This is a genomic window from Streptomyces sp. NPDC031670, assembly GCF_055580545.1.
Map to the genome: position 1 here is coordinate 35,960 of NZ_JBVILC010000027.1, position 16,105 is coordinate 52,064.

General features: G+C 73.3%; 19 protein-coding genes. 10 read left to right on the top strand and 9 right to left on the bottom strand.

Going from position 1 to position 16,105, the window contains the following annotated elements:
- Position 1: 1 nt before the first annotated feature.
- Together ACZ5ID_RS32655 and ACZ5ID_RS32660 are read right to left on the bottom strand one after the other, a co-directional pair.
- The gene (locus ACZ5ID_RS32655; RefSeq protein ID WP_468905225.1) at positions 2-1,378 is read right to left on the bottom strand and encodes an exopolysaccharide biosynthesis polyprenyl glycosylphosphotransferase; all 1,377 of its coding nucleotides are present in this window, start codon (positions 1,376-1,378) and stop codon (positions 2-4) included.
- Between the two features lie 116 nt (positions 1,379-1,494).
- Complete coding sequence (locus ACZ5ID_RS32660; RefSeq protein WP_468905227.1) at positions 1,495-2,691, bottom strand: glycosyltransferase family 4 protein; 1,197 nt, start codon at positions 2,689-2,691, stop codon at positions 1,495-1,497.
- Positions 2,692-3,042: 351 nt separating this feature from the next.
- Here ACZ5ID_RS32660 and ACZ5ID_RS32665 point away from each other — a divergent pair, with 351 nt between their 5' ends.
- The 4 genes from ACZ5ID_RS32665 to ACZ5ID_RS32680 all read left to right on the top strand — a co-directional run bounded on the left by ACZ5ID_RS32665 (position 3,043) and on the right by ACZ5ID_RS32680 (position 4,771).
- On the top strand, positions 3,043-3,117 hold the full coding sequence (locus ACZ5ID_RS32665; RefSeq protein WP_468905381.1) for a chaplin family protein: 75 nt from the start codon (positions 3,043-3,045) through the stop codon (positions 3,115-3,117).
- Between the two features lie 103 nt (positions 3,118-3,220).
- A complete protein-coding gene (locus tag ACZ5ID_RS32670; RefSeq protein ID WP_468905229.1) occupies positions 3,221-3,460 on the top strand; it encodes a chaplin in 240 nt (79 codons plus the stop codon).
- 329 nt (positions 3,461-3,789) lie between these two features.
- Complete coding sequence (locus ACZ5ID_RS32675) at positions 3,790-4,086, top strand: hypothetical protein (protein ID WP_468905231.1); 297 nt, start codon at positions 3,790-3,792, stop codon at positions 4,084-4,086.
- 184 nt (positions 4,087-4,270) lie between these two features.
- Entirely contained in the window at positions 4,271-4,771 is a 501-nt protein-coding gene (locus ACZ5ID_RS32680) for a DUF5949 family protein (protein ID WP_468905233.1), read from the top strand.
- Positions 4,772-4,877: 106 nt separating this feature from the next.
- On the opposite strand, the gene ACZ5ID_RS32685 is transcribed toward ACZ5ID_RS32680, so the two are convergent.
- Positions 4,878-5,192, bottom strand: a complete 315-nt coding sequence (locus tag ACZ5ID_RS32685; RefSeq protein ID WP_468905236.1) for a hypothetical protein — start codon at positions 5,190-5,192, stop codon at positions 4,878-4,880.
- A 411-nt stretch (positions 5,193-5,603) separates the two neighbouring features.
- Here ACZ5ID_RS32685 and ACZ5ID_RS32690 point away from each other — a divergent pair, with 411 nt between their 5' ends.
- Entirely contained in the window at positions 5,604-6,203 is a 600-nt protein-coding gene (locus ACZ5ID_RS32690; protein WP_468905239.1) for a tyrosinase family oxidase copper chaperone, read from the top strand.
- A 35-nt stretch (positions 6,204-6,238) separates the two neighbouring features.
- Positions 6,239-7,117, top strand: coding sequence for a tyrosinase family protein (locus ACZ5ID_RS32695; RefSeq protein ID WP_468905242.1), 879 nt, complete (start codon positions 6,239-6,241; stop codon positions 7,115-7,117).
- A gap of 102 nt (positions 7,118-7,219) precedes the next feature.
- On the opposite strand, the gene ACZ5ID_RS32700 is transcribed toward ACZ5ID_RS32695, so the two are convergent.
- The 6 genes from ACZ5ID_RS32700 to ACZ5ID_RS32725 all read right to left on the bottom strand — a co-directional run bounded on the left by ACZ5ID_RS32700 (position 7,220) and on the right by ACZ5ID_RS32725 (position 12,426).
- Positions 7,220-7,507 (bottom strand): chaplin, encoded by a 288-nt coding sequence (locus ACZ5ID_RS32700; protein ID WP_468905245.1) that lies wholly within the window; start codon positions 7,505-7,507, stop codon positions 7,220-7,222.
- Positions 7,508-7,616: 109 nt separating this feature from the next.
- Entirely contained in the window at positions 7,617-8,555 is a 939-nt protein-coding gene (locus tag ACZ5ID_RS32705) for a hypothetical protein (protein ID WP_468905248.1), read from the bottom strand.
- A 153-nt stretch (positions 8,556-8,708) separates the two neighbouring features.
- The gene (locus ACZ5ID_RS32710) at positions 8,709-10,013 is read right to left on the bottom strand and encodes a cytochrome P450 (protein WP_468905251.1); all 1,305 of its coding nucleotides are present in this window, start codon (positions 10,011-10,013) and stop codon (positions 8,709-8,711) included.
- A 170-nt stretch (positions 10,014-10,183) separates the two neighbouring features.
- Positions 10,184-10,384 (bottom strand): hypothetical protein, encoded by a 201-nt coding sequence (locus tag ACZ5ID_RS32715; RefSeq protein ID WP_468905253.1) that lies wholly within the window; start codon positions 10,382-10,384, stop codon positions 10,184-10,186.
- A gap of 123 nt (positions 10,385-10,507) precedes the next feature.
- Positions 10,508-11,191 carry an HAD-IA family hydrolase gene (locus ACZ5ID_RS32720; RefSeq protein ID WP_468905255.1) on the bottom strand — a complete coding sequence of 228 codons (684 nt, stop codon included), beginning with the start codon at positions 11,189-11,191 and terminating at the stop codon, positions 10,508-10,510.
- 227 nt (positions 11,192-11,418) lie between these two features.
- Positions 11,419-12,426 carry a sigma-70 family RNA polymerase sigma factor gene (locus ACZ5ID_RS32725; protein WP_468905258.1) on the bottom strand — a complete coding sequence of 336 codons (1,008 nt, stop codon included), beginning with the start codon at positions 12,424-12,426 and terminating at the stop codon, positions 11,419-11,421.
- Positions 12,427-12,554: 128 nt separating this feature from the next.
- On the opposite strand from ACZ5ID_RS32725, the gene ACZ5ID_RS32730 reads away from it, so the two are divergent.
- The 4 genes from ACZ5ID_RS32730 to ACZ5ID_RS32745 are packed head-to-tail and all read left to right on the top strand — an operon-like array spanning position 12,555 to position 15,793.
- Positions 12,555-13,319, top strand: a complete 765-nt coding sequence (locus ACZ5ID_RS32730) for an SDR family oxidoreductase (RefSeq protein ID WP_468905261.1) — start codon at positions 12,555-12,557, stop codon at positions 13,317-13,319.
- Between the two features lie 56 nt (positions 13,320-13,375).
- The gene (locus ACZ5ID_RS32735; RefSeq protein WP_468905263.1) at positions 13,376-13,678 is read left to right on the top strand and encodes a helix-turn-helix domain-containing protein; all 303 of its coding nucleotides are present in this window, start codon (positions 13,376-13,378) and stop codon (positions 13,676-13,678) included.
- Positions 13,675-15,222: a helix-turn-helix domain-containing protein gene (locus tag ACZ5ID_RS32740; protein ID WP_468905266.1), complete on the top strand. Its 1,548-nt coding sequence runs from the start codon at positions 13,675-13,677 to the stop codon at positions 15,220-15,222. The genes ACZ5ID_RS32735 and ACZ5ID_RS32740 overlap by 4 nt, the downstream gene beginning before the upstream one ends.
- A 1-nt stretch (position 15,223) precedes the next feature.
- Entirely contained in the window at positions 15,224-15,793 is a 570-nt protein-coding gene (locus tag ACZ5ID_RS32745; RefSeq protein WP_468905269.1) for a transcriptional regulator, read from the top strand.
- The last annotated feature ends 312 nt before the right edge of the window (positions 15,794-16,105 follow it).

Sequence of the window (16,105 nt, forward strand, 5' to 3'; positions counted from 1 at the left end):
GTCAGCTCCCGGTCGGGCGCGCCAGGGACGCCGCCGTGCGCAGCAGCACACACACGTCCTGCCAGGGCGACCAGTGGTCGATGTAGTAGTTGTCGTATCGGGCGCGGTCCTCGATGGAGGTGTCGCCGCGCAGGCCCTCCACCTGGGCCAGTCCCGTGATGCCGGCGGGCATGCGGTGGCGGGCCCAGTAGCCGGGGTGGGACTGGCCGAACTGGGCGACGAAGTAGGGGCGTTCGGGGCGCGGGCCCACCAGGCTCATGTCGCCGCGCACCACGTTCCACAGGTTGAGGAGCTCGTCCAGCGAGGTCAGCCGCATCAGACGGCCGGTCCGGCCGATGCGCTCGTCGTGGGCGACGCTCCAGCGGGTGGCGGCCTCGTGGGCGTCGGCGGGGCGCAGCGTACGGAACTTGCAGAGGGTGAAGGGGCGCCCGTCGCGGCCCACGCGCTCCTGGCGGAAGACCACACCGGGCCCGTCGCTGCGGCGCAGCAGCAGCGCGCACACCGCCAGCACCGGCGAGGCCAGCAGCAGGGCGGGCACCGCCACGCACAGGTCCAGGACCCGCTTGACGGCGAACCCCGGGCGGCGCACACCGGCGGCCTGCACCCGGCGCACCGGGAACCCGGCGAGCTCCTCGCCCCGCACCTCCCGGCCGGCCACGCCCGGGGCGCGGGTGTCGACGTACCACAGGGCGCAGCCCCAGCTCTCCAGCTGGCGCAGCAGCAGGGTGGGGTCGGCGTCGTCGGCGTCGGTGAACAGCACGTCGCGGACGCCGTTCTGGATGACCGCGCGCTGCACCTCCTCGATGGTGCGCAGCACCGGCACCCCGACCGGCTCGGGCACCGGCTGGAACACCGGCACCACCACCCCGACCGGGCGGATACCGCCGCTCGGGCGCCGTCCGAGCGCCGCGGTCAGCCGCAGCGCGCCCGCCGGGCCGACCACGAGGGCGGCGCGCGGCGCGCGGGCGGCGCGCCACCGCCGTACCGCGTACGCGGCGGAGCGCCCGGCCGCGCCCGCCGCGGTCTGTACGGCGCAGGAGGCGGCGAGCGCCCGCAGCGCGAGCGCGGGCCCCGGGAGCACGGCCGCCAGCGCGCACCACGCCACGGCCGCCCGGAAGAGGAGGGCGGGCACCTCCTCCAGGACACCGCGTGCGGCGGCGAGGGCGCCCGGCCGGTACAGCCCGGCGTGCCCGTGCAGGACCAGGACGCACAGGACCAGCGCGGCGGTGGCCCCGCGACCGGGTTCGGTGCCGCCCGCCGCCGCTCCCAGCAGCACCGCGCAGCCGTCCACGGCCATCAGGGCGGCGTCCGTACGCGGCCGGGGCGCGCGCCGCACGGGCAGCGGAGGCGGGGCGGGCGCCCGGCCGGGCTCCGCCACCGTCGCGACGGCTCCCGCCGCTGCCGCGCCGCCCCGGCGCGGACCCGCCGGGGAAGGGACGCCCCCTGCTGGGAAGGGAACGCCCCCTGTTGGGGAGGGAACGGTGTTGTCCGCAGTCACTTGAAGGTGGGTTCCCTGCACTCGGAGCGCCGGGCGCCGGTCAGTTCGCGGTAGAGGTCCGCGATCGCTTCCGCCGTCCGGCGCACATCGTGGGTGGTGGTCACGTGCTGGTGGCCCCGGTGGCCCAGGGCCGTACGCAGCGGCGCGTCGAGGAGCAGAGCGCCGACGGCCCGGGCCAGCGCCCGCGGGCTGTCCGGCGGGACGAGGCAGTGCGGGGCGTGCCCGGGCGGCAGGCTCTGGGACGAGCCGCCCACATCAGTAACGACGACGGGTTTCTGGCAGGCCATCGCCTCCAGGGGGGCCAGGGCCATGCCCTCCCAGCGCGAGGGCAGGACCACGACGTCGGCGGCCCGGTACCAGACGGTGGGGTCCTCGACCGCTCCGGTGAACCGGACGGACGGGGGCGCCGCCGCGCGCAGGGCCGTCTCGTCGGGGCCGTCGCCCACCAGGACCAGGCGGGCGGCGGGCAGTTCGCCGGACAGCTCCCGCCAGGCGTCCAGCAGCACGTCCTGGCCCTTCTGCCGGCACAGCCGCCCCACACACACCACCAGCGGCGCGTGCGGGTCCACACCGGCGAGGGCGGCCAGCGGGGCGCGTACGTCCTCGCCGGGCGCGGGCGGGCGGTGGCGGGTGAGGTCGACGCCGTTGGGGACGACCACCGAGGGGCCGCGCACCCCGGCCCGCTCGCCGGTGCGGAGCTCGCCCTCGCTGACGCACACCAGCCGCGCGGTCCAGCGCACCGCCGCCCGCTCCCAGGCGCGCGAGGCGAGCGCGAGGGGACCGGTGACGGCCTCGAAGGACCAGGCGTGCGGCTGGAACACGGTCGGCACCCGGCCGCGCACCGCGAGCCGCGCCGCCACCCCGGCCTTGGCGCTGTGCGCGTGCACCACGTCGGGCCGCAGCCGGCCGACCAGCCGCGCGGCCCGTACGGTCTCGCCGGGCAGACCCGGCCCCGGCGCGCGCGTCGCCTCCCACACATGGGTGTCGGCGCCGAGCCCGGCCGCCTCCGCGCCCAGCCGCCCCGTACCCGGACAGGCCACCGACACCCGCATCCCGGCCCGCAGCTGAGCGCGCACCAGATCGGCGACGACCCGGGCCACTCCGCCGTCGACGGGCTGCACCAGGTGCAGGACGTGCGGATGGCGCGGCGCGGGACGGGTTTCCGGTCCGGTACCGGGGAATTGCGGCTGCACGCGAGGTCACTCCGCCCATGGGAAGGTATTCGTATAAGCGGGCCGCCGAACGGGTGTCATTCCCCCGGGCGGTCACTGAATTCCGCATTGCTGAGCCGGATGGCCGAGCACCCGACGCGCTGCTGTTTCGCGCGGTCAATGGGTGGGGAGCAACTGTAGCCGTATTCGCCGCCGGGGACCGTCATGAATGTGTTCCGGAGTGTCCCATCGGGTGATCATCCGTATCCGGTCGTCAACGGCCTCGTTGATTCACGTGCCTCGTCTTTGCCCTGAAAGGACAAAAGTGATGAGGAGAATGGTCAAGTCCGTCGCGATGGTGCACACGCGCCGCCGTCGTGGCCCTCGGCGCCGGTGCCGTGCGGGAACACCGTCAACGTGACCGGTCTGCTCAACCCCGTCTTCGGCAACACCTGCAAGAACGACTGAGTTCACCCGGTCGGGCCACAACTCGGGGCATTTGACCTGCGTTGATACACAGGTCGGGCGACAACGCCCGGCCACAGCCCCACATCAAGAGGAGCGCTTCTCCATGTCGCGTACCGCCAAGGCTCTCGCCCTCTCCGCCGCTGCCGCCGCGGCCGTCGCCGGCGGTGCCGGTGTCGCCGCCGCCGACGCCCACGCGGGGGGCGTCGCGGCCAACTCCCCGGGCGTCCTGTCCGGCAACCTCGTCCAGGTGCCGGTGCACGTGCCGATCAACCTCTGCGGCAACAGCGTGGACGTGGTCGGCCTGCTGAACCCGGCGTTCGGCAACGAGTGCAAGAACGACTGACGTCTCCCCGCGTCACCTCGCACGGCGGCGCCGTGCCCGGACCGCCCTTCTCCCCGCGGGGGAAGGGCGGTCCCGCGTTGTCGGCCCTCCCGCCCGGCATCCGAGTCCGACAGGATGCCGATAGGAGAATACGTCTCGTACGAGTATCGGGGCGGTCCACTTCATACGAGTGGTCGGGCAACAATTTCAGGATTGCCGGGTTTCCCTCGGGCCGGGAGGTCGTTAGTCAGGGCGAAGCGCGCATGCCCTTTTCGCCTCGCGCACAGGTGTATACGCGCACACGGTAGCCAGTAAACCGCGACGAAATGTCGCCACCGGAAGGAACGATGATGAAGCCGATGAAGGTTGCCGCGGTCGTAGCCGGTTCCCTGGCGCTGGCGGGAGCCGCGGCTCCGGCGTTCGCGGCGGGCGGCAGCCCGGCCCCCACCAGCCTCAACGGCGGTGTGGAGACGCTGGCGAACCAGGCCCTGACCAACCCCACGCCGACGGTCGTGCAGACCGAGGCCCTCGACCCGAACAGCAAGGACTCCCTGTTCCACACGGTCTCGCAGGCCACCGGCAGCGCGAACAAGACCAATGGACTGGTCCCCGCGAGCCTTCTCGGCGGACTTCCCGTCGGCCACTGATAAACCCTCCGGCCCGGCATTCCACTGAATTGCGGCGAAATTACGGAATTCCCGGCGCGGGGAATTTTGCAGGGGTGGTGGGGGAGGCCGGGCGGGGTGGTGGGCCTGGGGGCGGCGCAATCCGATTCGCCCTAACGAGTGGCCTTTGCTCCTGGTGTCTCCCCGATGTCGCTAGAGTCCCGGCATGACCTCGACTTCCAGTGCCCCAAGCCCGTTCAGGACCGCCCGGTTGGGCACGCTCGCCCTGCTCGCATGGAGCGGCCCGCACTTCGAGGAGGACCGCGACGTGGCCTTCCTGATGGTGTATCCGCTCGGGGACGGCGAGGGCGGCGCCGAGGGCGCCGAGGCCGCCGCCCGGGAGCTGTTGGAGGAGATCGGCATGCCGGCCGGGACCGTCAACGACGCCTCCCAGGGCGCGCGGCTGCCGCTCACGCTCCTTCTGGAGGGCGGCCAGGTGACCCTGACGATGCCTCAGCTCAACGTCCAGTGCGTCACGCCGCCCGAGTGGATGGACGCCGCCCAGGCCGAGGGCGCCGCGCACTTCATCTTCGCGACCCGCGCCTGGCCCGAGGCGGTGCCCGGCACACCGCTCACCGAGGAGATGATGCGGGCCTTCGTCGGCGACGAGCGGACGCTCACCAGCGCGGGCCACTGCGTCCTGCCCGTCAGCCGCCTGCGCGGGTAGCCGGGGCGTCCGGACGGGGAGCGCGCCGAGGGCGTAAGGAAACGGCGTGGGCCGCGGACGGGGAGTCCGCGGCACACGCCGTTCTCATGTGCCGACCTGCTGGGAGCTAGAGCAGCCACCCCAGCACACCGAGGAGACCCACGTGCTGGCGGTGGTCGTAACCGCCGTCGTGGTCGTAGCGACCGTGGTGGTCGTCACGGCCGTCGTGGTCGTAACGGCCCTCGTGACCGTAGCTGCCACCCTTGTCGTAGCGGCCGTGGTCCCGGTGGTCGTCGTCCTTGCATTTCTCGCCGTACCCGCACGAAAGTGCCGCCGATGCCGGGGTACGGGCCGTCTGGGGCGCTGCCTGGGCGGCGCCGGCGACCGGGAGGATCGCCGCGGCGGACAGGGCGGCGACTACAGCTATCTGACGAAACGTCATTTTCGGTGTCTCCTGAGGTGGTGAACACTGACACCTAGGACGCTAATCCGATCATGCGCACTTGTCGCGCTGAGCGAGCGGGCGGCTACTGCAAGTGAGTGCCGTTGGCTGTCGGCCCGTCAGAAGACAGCCCCTCCGCCCGTCGAGGCCCGGGCGCGGCCGGGAAAAAACCAAGGCCCCGGAAGTGTGATGACCTCCGGGACCCCAGCAGGCGTTCATTCTCCTCTGCCCTACCCGCACCAACGACCGGACGCCCCGGACGTCACGGCCGATCGCCGGATCCGACGTCAATTGATCAAACTCGACCGGAACGGTTTCCGGTCGGCCTCGTTGTCCCGAATGCCCCCCTTGTAAATGATCAGCCCCCGGCCCGTACGCACCTGGTCGGCCCCCGGGCGGAACGGAGACCGTGTGACCACCGAAGAGCCGGAACCCAGGCGGCGCCCCGGCATGCTCCGGCCCGGCCGTCCCCGGTGGAGCGGCCCCGCCGTCGGCCGGCGCGGCGTGCTGCGCGGGCTTTTCACCCTGACGGTCGTCAGCTTCACCGGCACCACCCTCGCCCGGATCGACGCGGCCCCCAGCGCCGGGGCCGAACCGGCCGATCCGGCCGCGCCCTGGACCGGCACCGACGACGAGAAACCCACCGCGCCCAGCGGTCTGCCCGCCGCCTTCGACGAGAACTACCGCGGCCGGCGCATCCAGGGCCGCACCGTCCTCGCCGACGTGCACGCGCAGACGGCCGCCGCGGCGACGGGCCGGCTGCCCGAGCGCCCGCCCGGCACCCTCGCGGTGCTCCCGCACGCCGGCCCCGGCGGCACCAGCGCCGCCGGGGCGGGGTTCGAGGCGCTCATCGACGGCCGCCGGCTGCATCTGATGCGCCGCGCGGACGGCACGTACATCAGCGCGATGGACCACTACACCTCCTACGCCACGCCGCTGGAGGCCGTCCGGGCCGCCGTCGACGTCCTGGGGCCCGCCCGCCTGGCCGAGACCCCGCTCCACGGCAAGTGACGCCCGCACCCGACAGGCCAGGTGAGACAACCCGCATGGTGTACATCCGCAAGAACCAGAAGAACCTCACGAAGGCCGAGAAGCGGGCCTTCGTCAACGCTGTCCTGGAGCTCAAGCGCCGGGGCAGGTACGACCGGTTCGTGCGCACGCACATCGAGTACTTCGTCGGCGACGGGGACGAGGGGCTGCGCGTCGCCCATATGGCGCCGTCCTTCCTGCCGTGGCACCGCCGCTTCCTGCTGGACTTCGAGCGCGAGCTGCGCGAGGTCAACCCGCGGGTGACCGTCCCGTACTGGGACTGGACGCGCGACAACTCGCCCTCCTCGTCCCTGTGGGCCGAGGACTTCATGGGCGGTACCGGGCGCCGCGACGACCTCCAGGTGATGACCGGGCCGTTCGCCTACCGGCACGGCGCCTGGAGCATCGAGACCGGGGTGACCGAGGACCCCTTCCTCACCCGCGACCTCGCCAACGCCCACGGCCGCGGCGGCCGGATGGACCTGCCGCCGCGCGACGACCTCAACCGGGCGCTCGCCGACTCCGTCTACGACGTCGAGCCGTGGAACTCGCTGAGCCCCACCGGCTTCCGCAACAAGATGGAGGGCTGGACGGACGGCTCGCGCACCGACACCATGCGCACCCACAACCGCGTCCACCGCTGGATCGGCGGCACCATGATCGGCGGCGGGGCCGTCAACGACCCGGTGTTCTGGCTGCACCACGCCTTCGTCGACCTCATCTGGTCCCGCTGGCAGGCCCGCCACCCCAAGTCGGGCTACCGCCCCGCCCGGCCGCTCGGCTCCGACGACCCCCAGCGCGGACGGGTGGCGGCCCTCGGCGAGCGGATGCCCCCGTGGCACACCACCCCGGCGGCGCTGCTGGACCACAGCAAGATCTACAAGTACGCGGACTGAGGCCCGCGGCGCGGCGCCCGCCGCGCCGCGGACACGCGGACGGCCCCCGGGAGAACCCGGGGGCCGTCCGTGTCCGGACCGAGCCGTCGAGGACGGCCGGGCTCAGTGACCGTAGCTGCCGCCGTGGTGGTCGTGGTGGTCGTGGTGGCCGCTCTCGTTCTCGCAGTGGTTGCCGAACACCGGGTTCAGCAGGCCGACCACGTTGATGGTGTTGCCGCAGAGGTTGACCGGCACGTGGACCGGGACCTGGAGCAGGTTGCCGGACAGCACACCCGGGGAGTTCGACGCTACGCCGTGCGCCCCCGCGTCGGCCGTGGCCATGCCGGCACCGCTCAGCGCCACCGCACCCGTTCCGGCGAGGACGGCGACGGTCTTCGCGATACGAGACATCAAGTTCTCCTTGTTTGTTCCAACGCTTCAGGGCTCCCGAGGGCCATCGGCCACCGCGAACCGCAGTTGTCATGGCTAAACGCGCCCGGCGTGCAGAAGTAACGGAGGTTTACTGCGTCTGCTGATGCCGGGCCACGCGCCGGCCCAGCGCCACCACCGCTCCACCGGTGATCAGCAGGGTTCCGCCGGCCGCGCCGATGAAGAGCGGAAGCCGGTCGCTGCCGGTCTGGGCCATCTGCGGGGGCTTGCCGGGGTGCGGCGGCGTGCCGTGCTCCGGGGGTGTGTTCTGCTCCGGCGGCCCGCCGTGCTGAGACGGTTTGTCGTCACCCGTGGGGGTGTGGTCGCCGGGCGGTGTGGTGTGCCCCGGGGTGTGCGGGTGGGCGGGCTTGGGGTGGTGCGCGGGGTGGTGGGGGTGTACCGGCTTCCCCGGAGGTGTGGTGTGGCCGGGGGAGGGGTGCGTGGGCGTGGTGTGCGAGGGCTTGGGGTGGTGGGGGTGCGGGCGGGGGGTGTCGCTGTCGTGGTCGTGGCCGTAGTCGCTGCGGTGGTCGCCGGTGTCGCTGTCGTGGCCGTAGTCGCTGCGGTGGTCGCCGGTGTCGCTGTCGTGGTCGTGGCCGTAGTCGCCGTGGTGGTTGCCGCCGGTGCCGCCGCCGTGCTCCTCGCCGTAGCTGCCGCCGTGGTCGCCGCCGGTGTCGCTGTCGTGGCCGTAGTCGCCGCCGTGCTCGTGACCGGTGCTGGGCCCGTACCCGTGCCCTTGCCCGTGCTCGTCTCCGTATCCGTATCCGTACCCGTGGTCGCGGTCGTGATCGGGGCGGCCGTAGCCGTCGTGGTTCTCGCGGTCGTCGTGCGGGCCCGACGCGGAGTCGGCGGCGCCGCCCGTACGGTCGCCGTGACGCGCGGCGTACGGGGCCGCCGCCGCGTCCTGCGGTGCCGAGGCGCGCTCCACCGCGGGACCGCCCGTGGCGGCGGCTGCGCTGTAGGCCGTACCCAGCGTCGTGACCAGGCCCGCCACCACGGCGGCACGGGCGACGGAACCAGAGATGTTGTGCATGCCGGACAAACCCTTCGACAGGAATGCGAGGAGAAGACCAGATCGTCATAGGAATACTCCGGGCATCACGGGAAGGGCCGTATCCGTGCGCGTGTCCGCACCGGATCGGCGCGCCGCAACCCGTCTAGCGCAAATCTGATGATCTGTTCGGGTTCAGGAGGTGCGCGAGGCCGCCGCCCGGTCCTCCCCGGCCGTGAACGCACAGCGCTGGGCCCGTACGCGGTTGTCGAAACTGGAATGGCCCAGCTCCGGCACCCCCACGGCACGCAGGGCGAGCGGGCGGCTCAGCAGTTCGCGCAGCAGGGCCTTGATCTCGACGCGGGCCAGATGGGCGCCGAGGCAGTAGTGCGGCCCGCCGCCCCCGTACCCGAGGTGCGGATTGGGCTTGCGGGTGATGTCGAAGACGTCGGGGCGGTCGAAGACGGCCTCGTCGCGGTTGGCGGAGGCGTACAGCAGCATGACCCGGTCACCGGGGACGAAGGCCTGCCCGCCCAGGACATGAGGGCGCGTCACATGGCGGCGGAACTGGATGATGGGGGTGGAGAACCGGACGATCTCCTCCACGGCCCCGTCCGCGTAGCGCTCGAAGTCGCCGGTGAGCAGTTCGCGCTGCTCGGGGTGGTCGGTGAGCAGGGCGAGCGCGTGAGCGATGGCGTTCCGGGTGGTCTCCACACCGGCGACCATCAGCAGCGAGAAGAACGAGCCCAGCTGACGGGTGCTCAGGCCCTGTCCGTCGACGTCCGCGGCGACCAGCGCGGAGATGAGGTCCCCGGTGGGCCGCCGGCGCCGCTCGCGGCCCAGCGCCGCGACCGTCAGCTGCATCCGGGCCAGCGCCCGCAGCCCGCGCCCGGGCACCCGCACACGGGCCCGCAGCGTACGGGCGACGCCGGCGTTCTCGGAGGCACGGTCGACCTGGCGGGCGATCTCGACGCGGCCCGGCTCGGGCACGCCGAGCATGTCGCAGATGACCTCGAAGGCCATGCGCGAGGCGGCGGCCGAGACGAACTCGTCGGCCCCCGTGGCCACCAGGTCGTCGACGATACGGGCGGCGAGCTCGCGGATACCGTGCTCGGCGTCGGCCAGGACGCGGGGGGTGAAGGCGCGCGAGACGACCCGGCGCAGCTGGGCGTGGCGCGGGCCGTCCAGGTTGACCATGGAGTCCCCGAACACCGCGCGCACCCAGCGGGGCGGTTCGGGCGCGGTGGCTCCGGGGGCGCTGGCGAACACCTCGGCCTGCCGGCTGGCCCCGACGACGTCGGCGTGGCGCACGAGGGCGTAGAACCCGCGCTCGGGCCGCCGGCGGCCGGCGGCCCGCTCGACGAAGTAGGCGGGCCGCTCCAGCCGCCTCAGCCGCGCGAAGGCCTCCAGGCGGCGCTCGCGGGGGAGTTGCCAGAACGCGGGGTCCGCGAGATCGAATCCAAGACCGGCACCGCGACCGGGACCGGCACCGTGACCCATCCCGATACCGGCACCGGGATGGGGGCTGGTATTGCGGTCCGCGCTGTCGCTGCTGCCCCTGCTATTCCTACCAGCGGACAATGTCCTACCCGTCATGAAAGTCGCACAAAAAAGGGAAGTCCGCCCCCGGAAGGAATTCCCCGGGGGCGGAAGGAAAGGCAGGGAGCCGGTCAGCTCACCAGGTTGTGCCCGGCCTCGGCGGCGTCGGTGCCCGCCTTGACCGCGTCCTTGATGGCCTTCACCCGCTTGTTCAGACTGTGTCCGACCACCCCGTCGGCCACGGGCTTGGCCTGCTCCCCGGCGACGGCGGCCGTGTGCGCGGCGCTGCTGATGGTCCGGCCGATGTCCAGCGCCTGAGCAGAAGGTGCCATTGCAGCCACCAACGCCGACCCTGCCACCGCGGTACTGAGAACTCGACAGAGATTCATGCCCGTATCAACGCGATAACCGGGAAGAAGGCACGCCCGTGCCCCGGGCGCGCAATTCCCGCTCTTTCACGCCCCGGTGGGGTCCGCGGCGGTGGTGACGGGGCGGCCGACGGTGATCTCCAGGCCGGTCGCCGTCACCCGTACGGACACGGAGGTGAGGTCGTCGACCGTGATGTCCGCGTCGAGTTCCCGGGCCGGGTGGGTCCGGGTCAGGGCGATCGTCGTCATCCCGGCCGCCCGGCCCGAGGCCAGCCCGGCGGGCGCGTCCTCGACGACCACGCAGCGCGCCGGGTCGACACCCAGGCGCTCGGCCGCCAGGAGGAACGGTTCGGGGTGGGGCTTGTGGTGGGTGATGTCGTCGACGGTGACCAGGTGGCGGGGGTGGATACCGACCCCGCCGAGGCGGGCCTCGGCCACCCGCCGGGTGCCGGACGTCACCACGGCCCAGCGGTCCGGGGGGAGCTGGGCGAGGAGTCCGGGCGCGCCGGGGACGGGCTCCACGCCGCCCGCCAGCGCGTCGGCGACCTCCGCGTCCTCCAGGCGGGCCACGGCCCGCGCGACCTGTTCGGCGGGGAGCAGCTCGGCCACGATCGCGGCGGCCGGGCGGCCGTGCACCTCGACGCGGGCGACGTCCTGGAGGGTCATGCCGTACGAGGCGGCCCAGCTGGTCCACGCCCGTACGACGGAACGCATGCTGGAGACGAGGGTCTCGTCGCTGTCGAAGAGGAGGGCGTCGGCGGAGAGGAGCATGATCGCTGAGCGTAGCCGGGGCGGCGGGGCGGGGCGGCCCCGGGGCCGCCCCGCCGGCGTAGGCGGATGCCGTGCGTGCCGCGGCGCCGGCGTAGGCGGATGCCGTGCGTGCCGCCCCGCCACCGTACGCGGATGCCGTGCGTGCCGCGCCACCGGCGCAGGCGGTACTGCGCGTGCCGCGACGCCGCCGTACGCGGATGCCGTGCGTGCGGCGGCGCCGGGCGGGCTCAGGCGTCCGGTACCGCGATCTCCAGTTCGCGCAGCCGGTCCGGCTCCGCGACGACGTCGATCTCGCTGATCATCCCGTCCGCGACCGTGAAGCGGAGCACCACGCGCAGCCGGCCGAACGGGGCCATGGCGAGGCCGACGGCTCCGTCGATCAGGGCAACCCCGGTGAACCGGGCTCGGCCCACCGCGGCCATCGCCGCCTTCGCGACGGTGACGGCGCCGCCGAGGAAGATGGGCTCGGCGCTGGGCACGACCGCCTTGTCGGCGCGCAGGACCACGTCCGGGTGGAGCAGGGTGACCAGGGCCTCGAAGTCGCCGTCACGGGTGGCGGCGAGGAAGGCCTCGGCGAGCCGGCGTCCGCGGGACGGGTCCGGGCCCGGCGCGGCCGTGGCGCCCCTGGCACGGCGGCGGGCGCGGCTGGCGAGCTGGCGGGCCGCGGCCGGGGTCCGCTCGATCATCGGGCCGATCTCGTCGAACGGTACGGCGAACATGTCGTGCAGGACGAAGGCGAGGCGCTCCGCCGGGGCGAGCGTGTCGAGCACGACGAGCAGCGCGTGCCCGACCGAGTCCGCCATCACCGCCTCCCGCTCGGGGTCCGGGCGACCCTCCTCGCCGGGGGAGCCGGCGCCGACGCCGGTGCCGAAGCCCGCGTCGGGTCCGGCCGCCTCCAACGGGTCCTCGCCCCGGGTGCGGCGGGTACGGAGCATGTTCAGGCACACCCGCGCCACGACCGTGGTCAGCCAGCCGCCGAGGTTCTCGACCTCGTCGAGGTCGGCGCGGCTCGCGCGCAGCCAGGCGTCCTGGAGGGCGTCCTCGGCCTCGCTGAGGGAGCCGAGCATGCGGTAGGCGACCGCGCGCAGATGGGAACGGTCCTGCTGGAAGCGCTCGGTGAGCGCTTGGGTCTGTGCCCGGGTCCGTGCCCGGGGCTGTGCCTCCGCCCCCGGCGGGTTCTCGCTGTGGCTGTCCCTGTGGCTGTGGCTGTCGCTGTGCGTCTGTTGCTCGTCCATCGGCCGCATTCCTCCGGTCCCCCTCGTCCGCGCGCGGTGTGTCAGAGAAGTAGATCACCGCGGACCTGCTCATCTACCCGGGGGAGTCCGATACCCGGGGGAGTCCAACGAATCGAGGAGCAGCAGCGATGGCGTCAACGATCCTGGTCACCGGTGGCACGGGCACGCTCGGCGGCCATGTGGTGCCGCGTCTGCTGGCCGAGGGGCACCGCGTCCGCGTACTGAGCCGCCACGGCCGGGAGGACATCGGCGGTATCGAGTACGTCACCGCCGACCTGCTGCGGCCCGAGGGCATCGACCTCGCCGTCGAGGGCGCCGACATCGTGCTGCACCTGGCCGGCGGCCCCAAGGGCGACGACGTGGCGACCCGCAACCTGGCCGGCGCCGCCTCCCGCGCCGGGGTCCGCCACCTCGTGCACATCTCGGTCATCGGCGCGGACCGCGTCCCGCTGAGCTGGTTCGGTACGCAGAAGGAGGCCGAACAGGCGGTGCGGACGTCCGGCATCCCGTGGACGGCCCTGCGCTCGGCCCAGTTCCACGACCTGATCCTGCTGCTGTGCCGGAAGACGGCCCGGCTGCCGGTCGTCCCCGTCCCGCGGGGGCTGCGCTTCCAGCCGGTCGACGCGCGCGATGTGGCGGACCGGCTGGTGCAGTTGGCCCTGGGCGATCCGAGCGGGCAGGCGCCGGACCTGGCCGGGCCGAAGGTGTACGAGATGGGGGACCTGATCCGTACGTACCTCCAGGCCCGTGGCACGCGCCGGCTGCTGGTCCCGGTGCCCATGCCGGGCAAGGCGGGGCGCGCCTACCGGGCGGGCGACAACCTGTCCCTGGACGGTACCGCCACGCTGGGCGAGCGCACCTGGGAGGACTTCCTCGCCGAACGACTGCGCTAGTCCCTATCCCTGCGCCCCATGCGGAAATCGCATCGCTGGTTGGTAGGGTGGGGCGTATGGGACTGGGGTTGGAGGAGTCGCTGCGGCTGACGGTCGCGGCGCTGATGCAGGCGACGGGCGAGTCGCAGCGGGACCTGGCCGAGGTGCTCGGCCTGACGCAGACTCAGGTGTCGCGCCGCCAGGCGGGCACCACCGCGTGGAGCCTGCGGGACTGCGACATGCTGGCCGCGCACTATGGGATCGGCCCCCTGGACCTGCTGGCCGGTCCGACCCGGGCGTGCGAGGCGCTGCCGGCGGGGGCACGGCGCGGCGGCGGCAAGGGTGTGCGGAACGTGCGGGACGGGGTGGCGGGACGGTGAGCGACTTCGACGCGATCGACTCGCTGCTCGCCTCGGTCGGGCCCGAGACCCCGCTCATGGCGTACGAGGAGCGCCGGCGGCTGCGGGAGGCCGCGCGTCTGTCGAAGGCGCAGGTCGCCCGCGCGCTCGGGGTCAGCCCGTCGACGGTCACCGGCTGGGAGACCGGCCGCGACCCGTCGGGCGAGCTGCGCACGCGGTACGCGTATCTGCTGGAGGGGCTGCGGGAGCGGCTGGAGGAGTACGGGCCGGAGCAGGCGGAGGCCGGGGGCGATGTTTCCGGAGGCCCCGAGGACACCGGCACCGCCGGGGACACCTCGGCCATCGAAGACACCTCGGCCATCGAGGACGTCGAGGACGTCGAGCAGCTCGTCGCGCCCGAGCCGTGCGTGCTGTGCGGGCGTCCGGCACGGCAGCGGGTGGCGGGGTTCGCGCAGCACTTGGATCCGGGGGAGTGCGGGGAGGTGTCGGCCGGGGGCGAGGAGACTCCCGTGGCAGAAGAGCGTTCCGAGGCCGCCGGAGCCGCTGAAGCGCCCACGCCCTCCAAGCCCCCCACTCGCCGGGCCTTCCAGCCCGCCCGCCCCGAGCCCTCGGACCTGGTGGGGCAGGTCGTGCGTACGGTGCTCGCCGAGCACGGGGGCGATGTGGACGCGGCGACGGCCGCGCTGGTCAGGCGGGCGATCCCGGATGCGATGAGGTTGCTGGACGAGACGCGCAAGGGCGCCCGTTACGACATCGTCGCCCACCCGTGGATCCCGGACGTGCTGCGCAAGCAGACGGCCAGGGGCGCCGACCAGATCTGGGAGGCGCGCCCCAAGTGGACGCGGCACGCGCTGCCCCCGGGTGAGCACGAGGTGACGGCGCTGGACATCAACGGCGCGTACCTCTCCGCGCTCAAGACCCATCTGCCGCTGGGGCAGCTGGAGCACTCCACGGGCTTCGCGCACGACCGGCGCCGGGCGGGCGTGCATCTGATCACGCCGCCGGTGTGGGAGCACGAGGACGTGCTGCCCAACCCGATCGGCAACCGCGACGAGCCCGGCCCGCTGTGGGTCACCGAGCCGACGCTGCGGCTGCTGCACCGCCTGTCGGGACCGAAGTACGGGCTGTGCGAACCGCCCGAGATCCACGAGTCGTTCACGTCCGGGGCGACCGAGAACCTGCTGGAGAAGTTCCGGATCGCGCTGAAGGACGCGCGGGACGCGGCGCTCGCGGACGGGGACGAGGTGACGCTGGAGTACGTGAAGGCGATGTACTCCAAGTTCGTCTCCACGATGGGGGAGTCCAACTACAACAGGGAGCTGTACCGTCCGGACTGGATGCACATCATCCGCTCCCAGGCGTTCGCCAACCTCTGGATGAAGGCGTACAAGGCGCACGACGAGGGACTGACGGTGGTGCGGGCGATGGGCACCGACGAGCTCCATGTGATCGGCGACTGGCGTGCGGTGTTCGCGGAGGGCCGGGGCGTGACGGAGGTCAAGGTCAAGGACACGTACACGGCCGGCGAGCGGGCCGAGCAGGGCGATCAGGGCGAGGAGGGCTGAAGTGCCGGAACACAGCCAGGAGTTCGGCAAGTACGGTGCACGCGGCATCAAGGGCAGCGAGGCGGTGTCCCGGGTCCTGGACTCCCTCGCGGGCGGCATCGTGACGCCGGTGACGGTGAAGCGGGGCCTGATGGCGCGGCTGCACTACCTGACGCGTACCCCGCACGCGTGGGCGGCGGCGCGGGAGGCGGGCCTGACCGTCACCGACCGCACGCTCAGGGCCTGGCTGGCGGGCGGACGCACCCCCACGGCGGCGAACCTGGAGCGCATCGACCGCGTGTACTGGACGGTCCGCCGCCACAACGTGGCCCGCCACCTGCTGCGCCGCCTCAACGCGGCGGGCGGCACGCGCGTGGAGCTCCACCCCCTCAACCAGTCCCAGGTCCCGCGCCCGCGCCAGCGGATCGTGGAGTACCGCACGATGAACGTCCGCCGCTGGGACCGCATCGTGGCGGCCTGGGCGGAGGCGGACGCGGAGGCGCTGGACGGGGCGTGGACGGACGTCATCGAGGACCTGGGGTCGCAGTGGGGGCAGTACGAGTACGTGACGAACGTGGGGTTCGCGGCGTGACGGGGTGAGGGCGGTGGGGTTGTTCGGCCGGCCCGGTGCGCTCGCGGCGGAGGGCGACGGCCCCCCCCCGGAGCCCGGGTGCGTGCCCGGCGGGACGAGGGTGTAGTACCGGACGCCCACGCCGTACGCGTCGTGGATGACGGCCCCGTCCCCGAGGAAACCGGCGAGGAACGAGGCGACGGCGACCGGGTCCTGGCTCGCGGCGGCGGCGTCGCCGCAATGCGCGTAGCCGCTGTGATCACCGCCCGGGCGGGCGACGAACATACGGGCCGTGATGTCGGCGATGACGCAGCGGCGATCCATTTCGAGCTC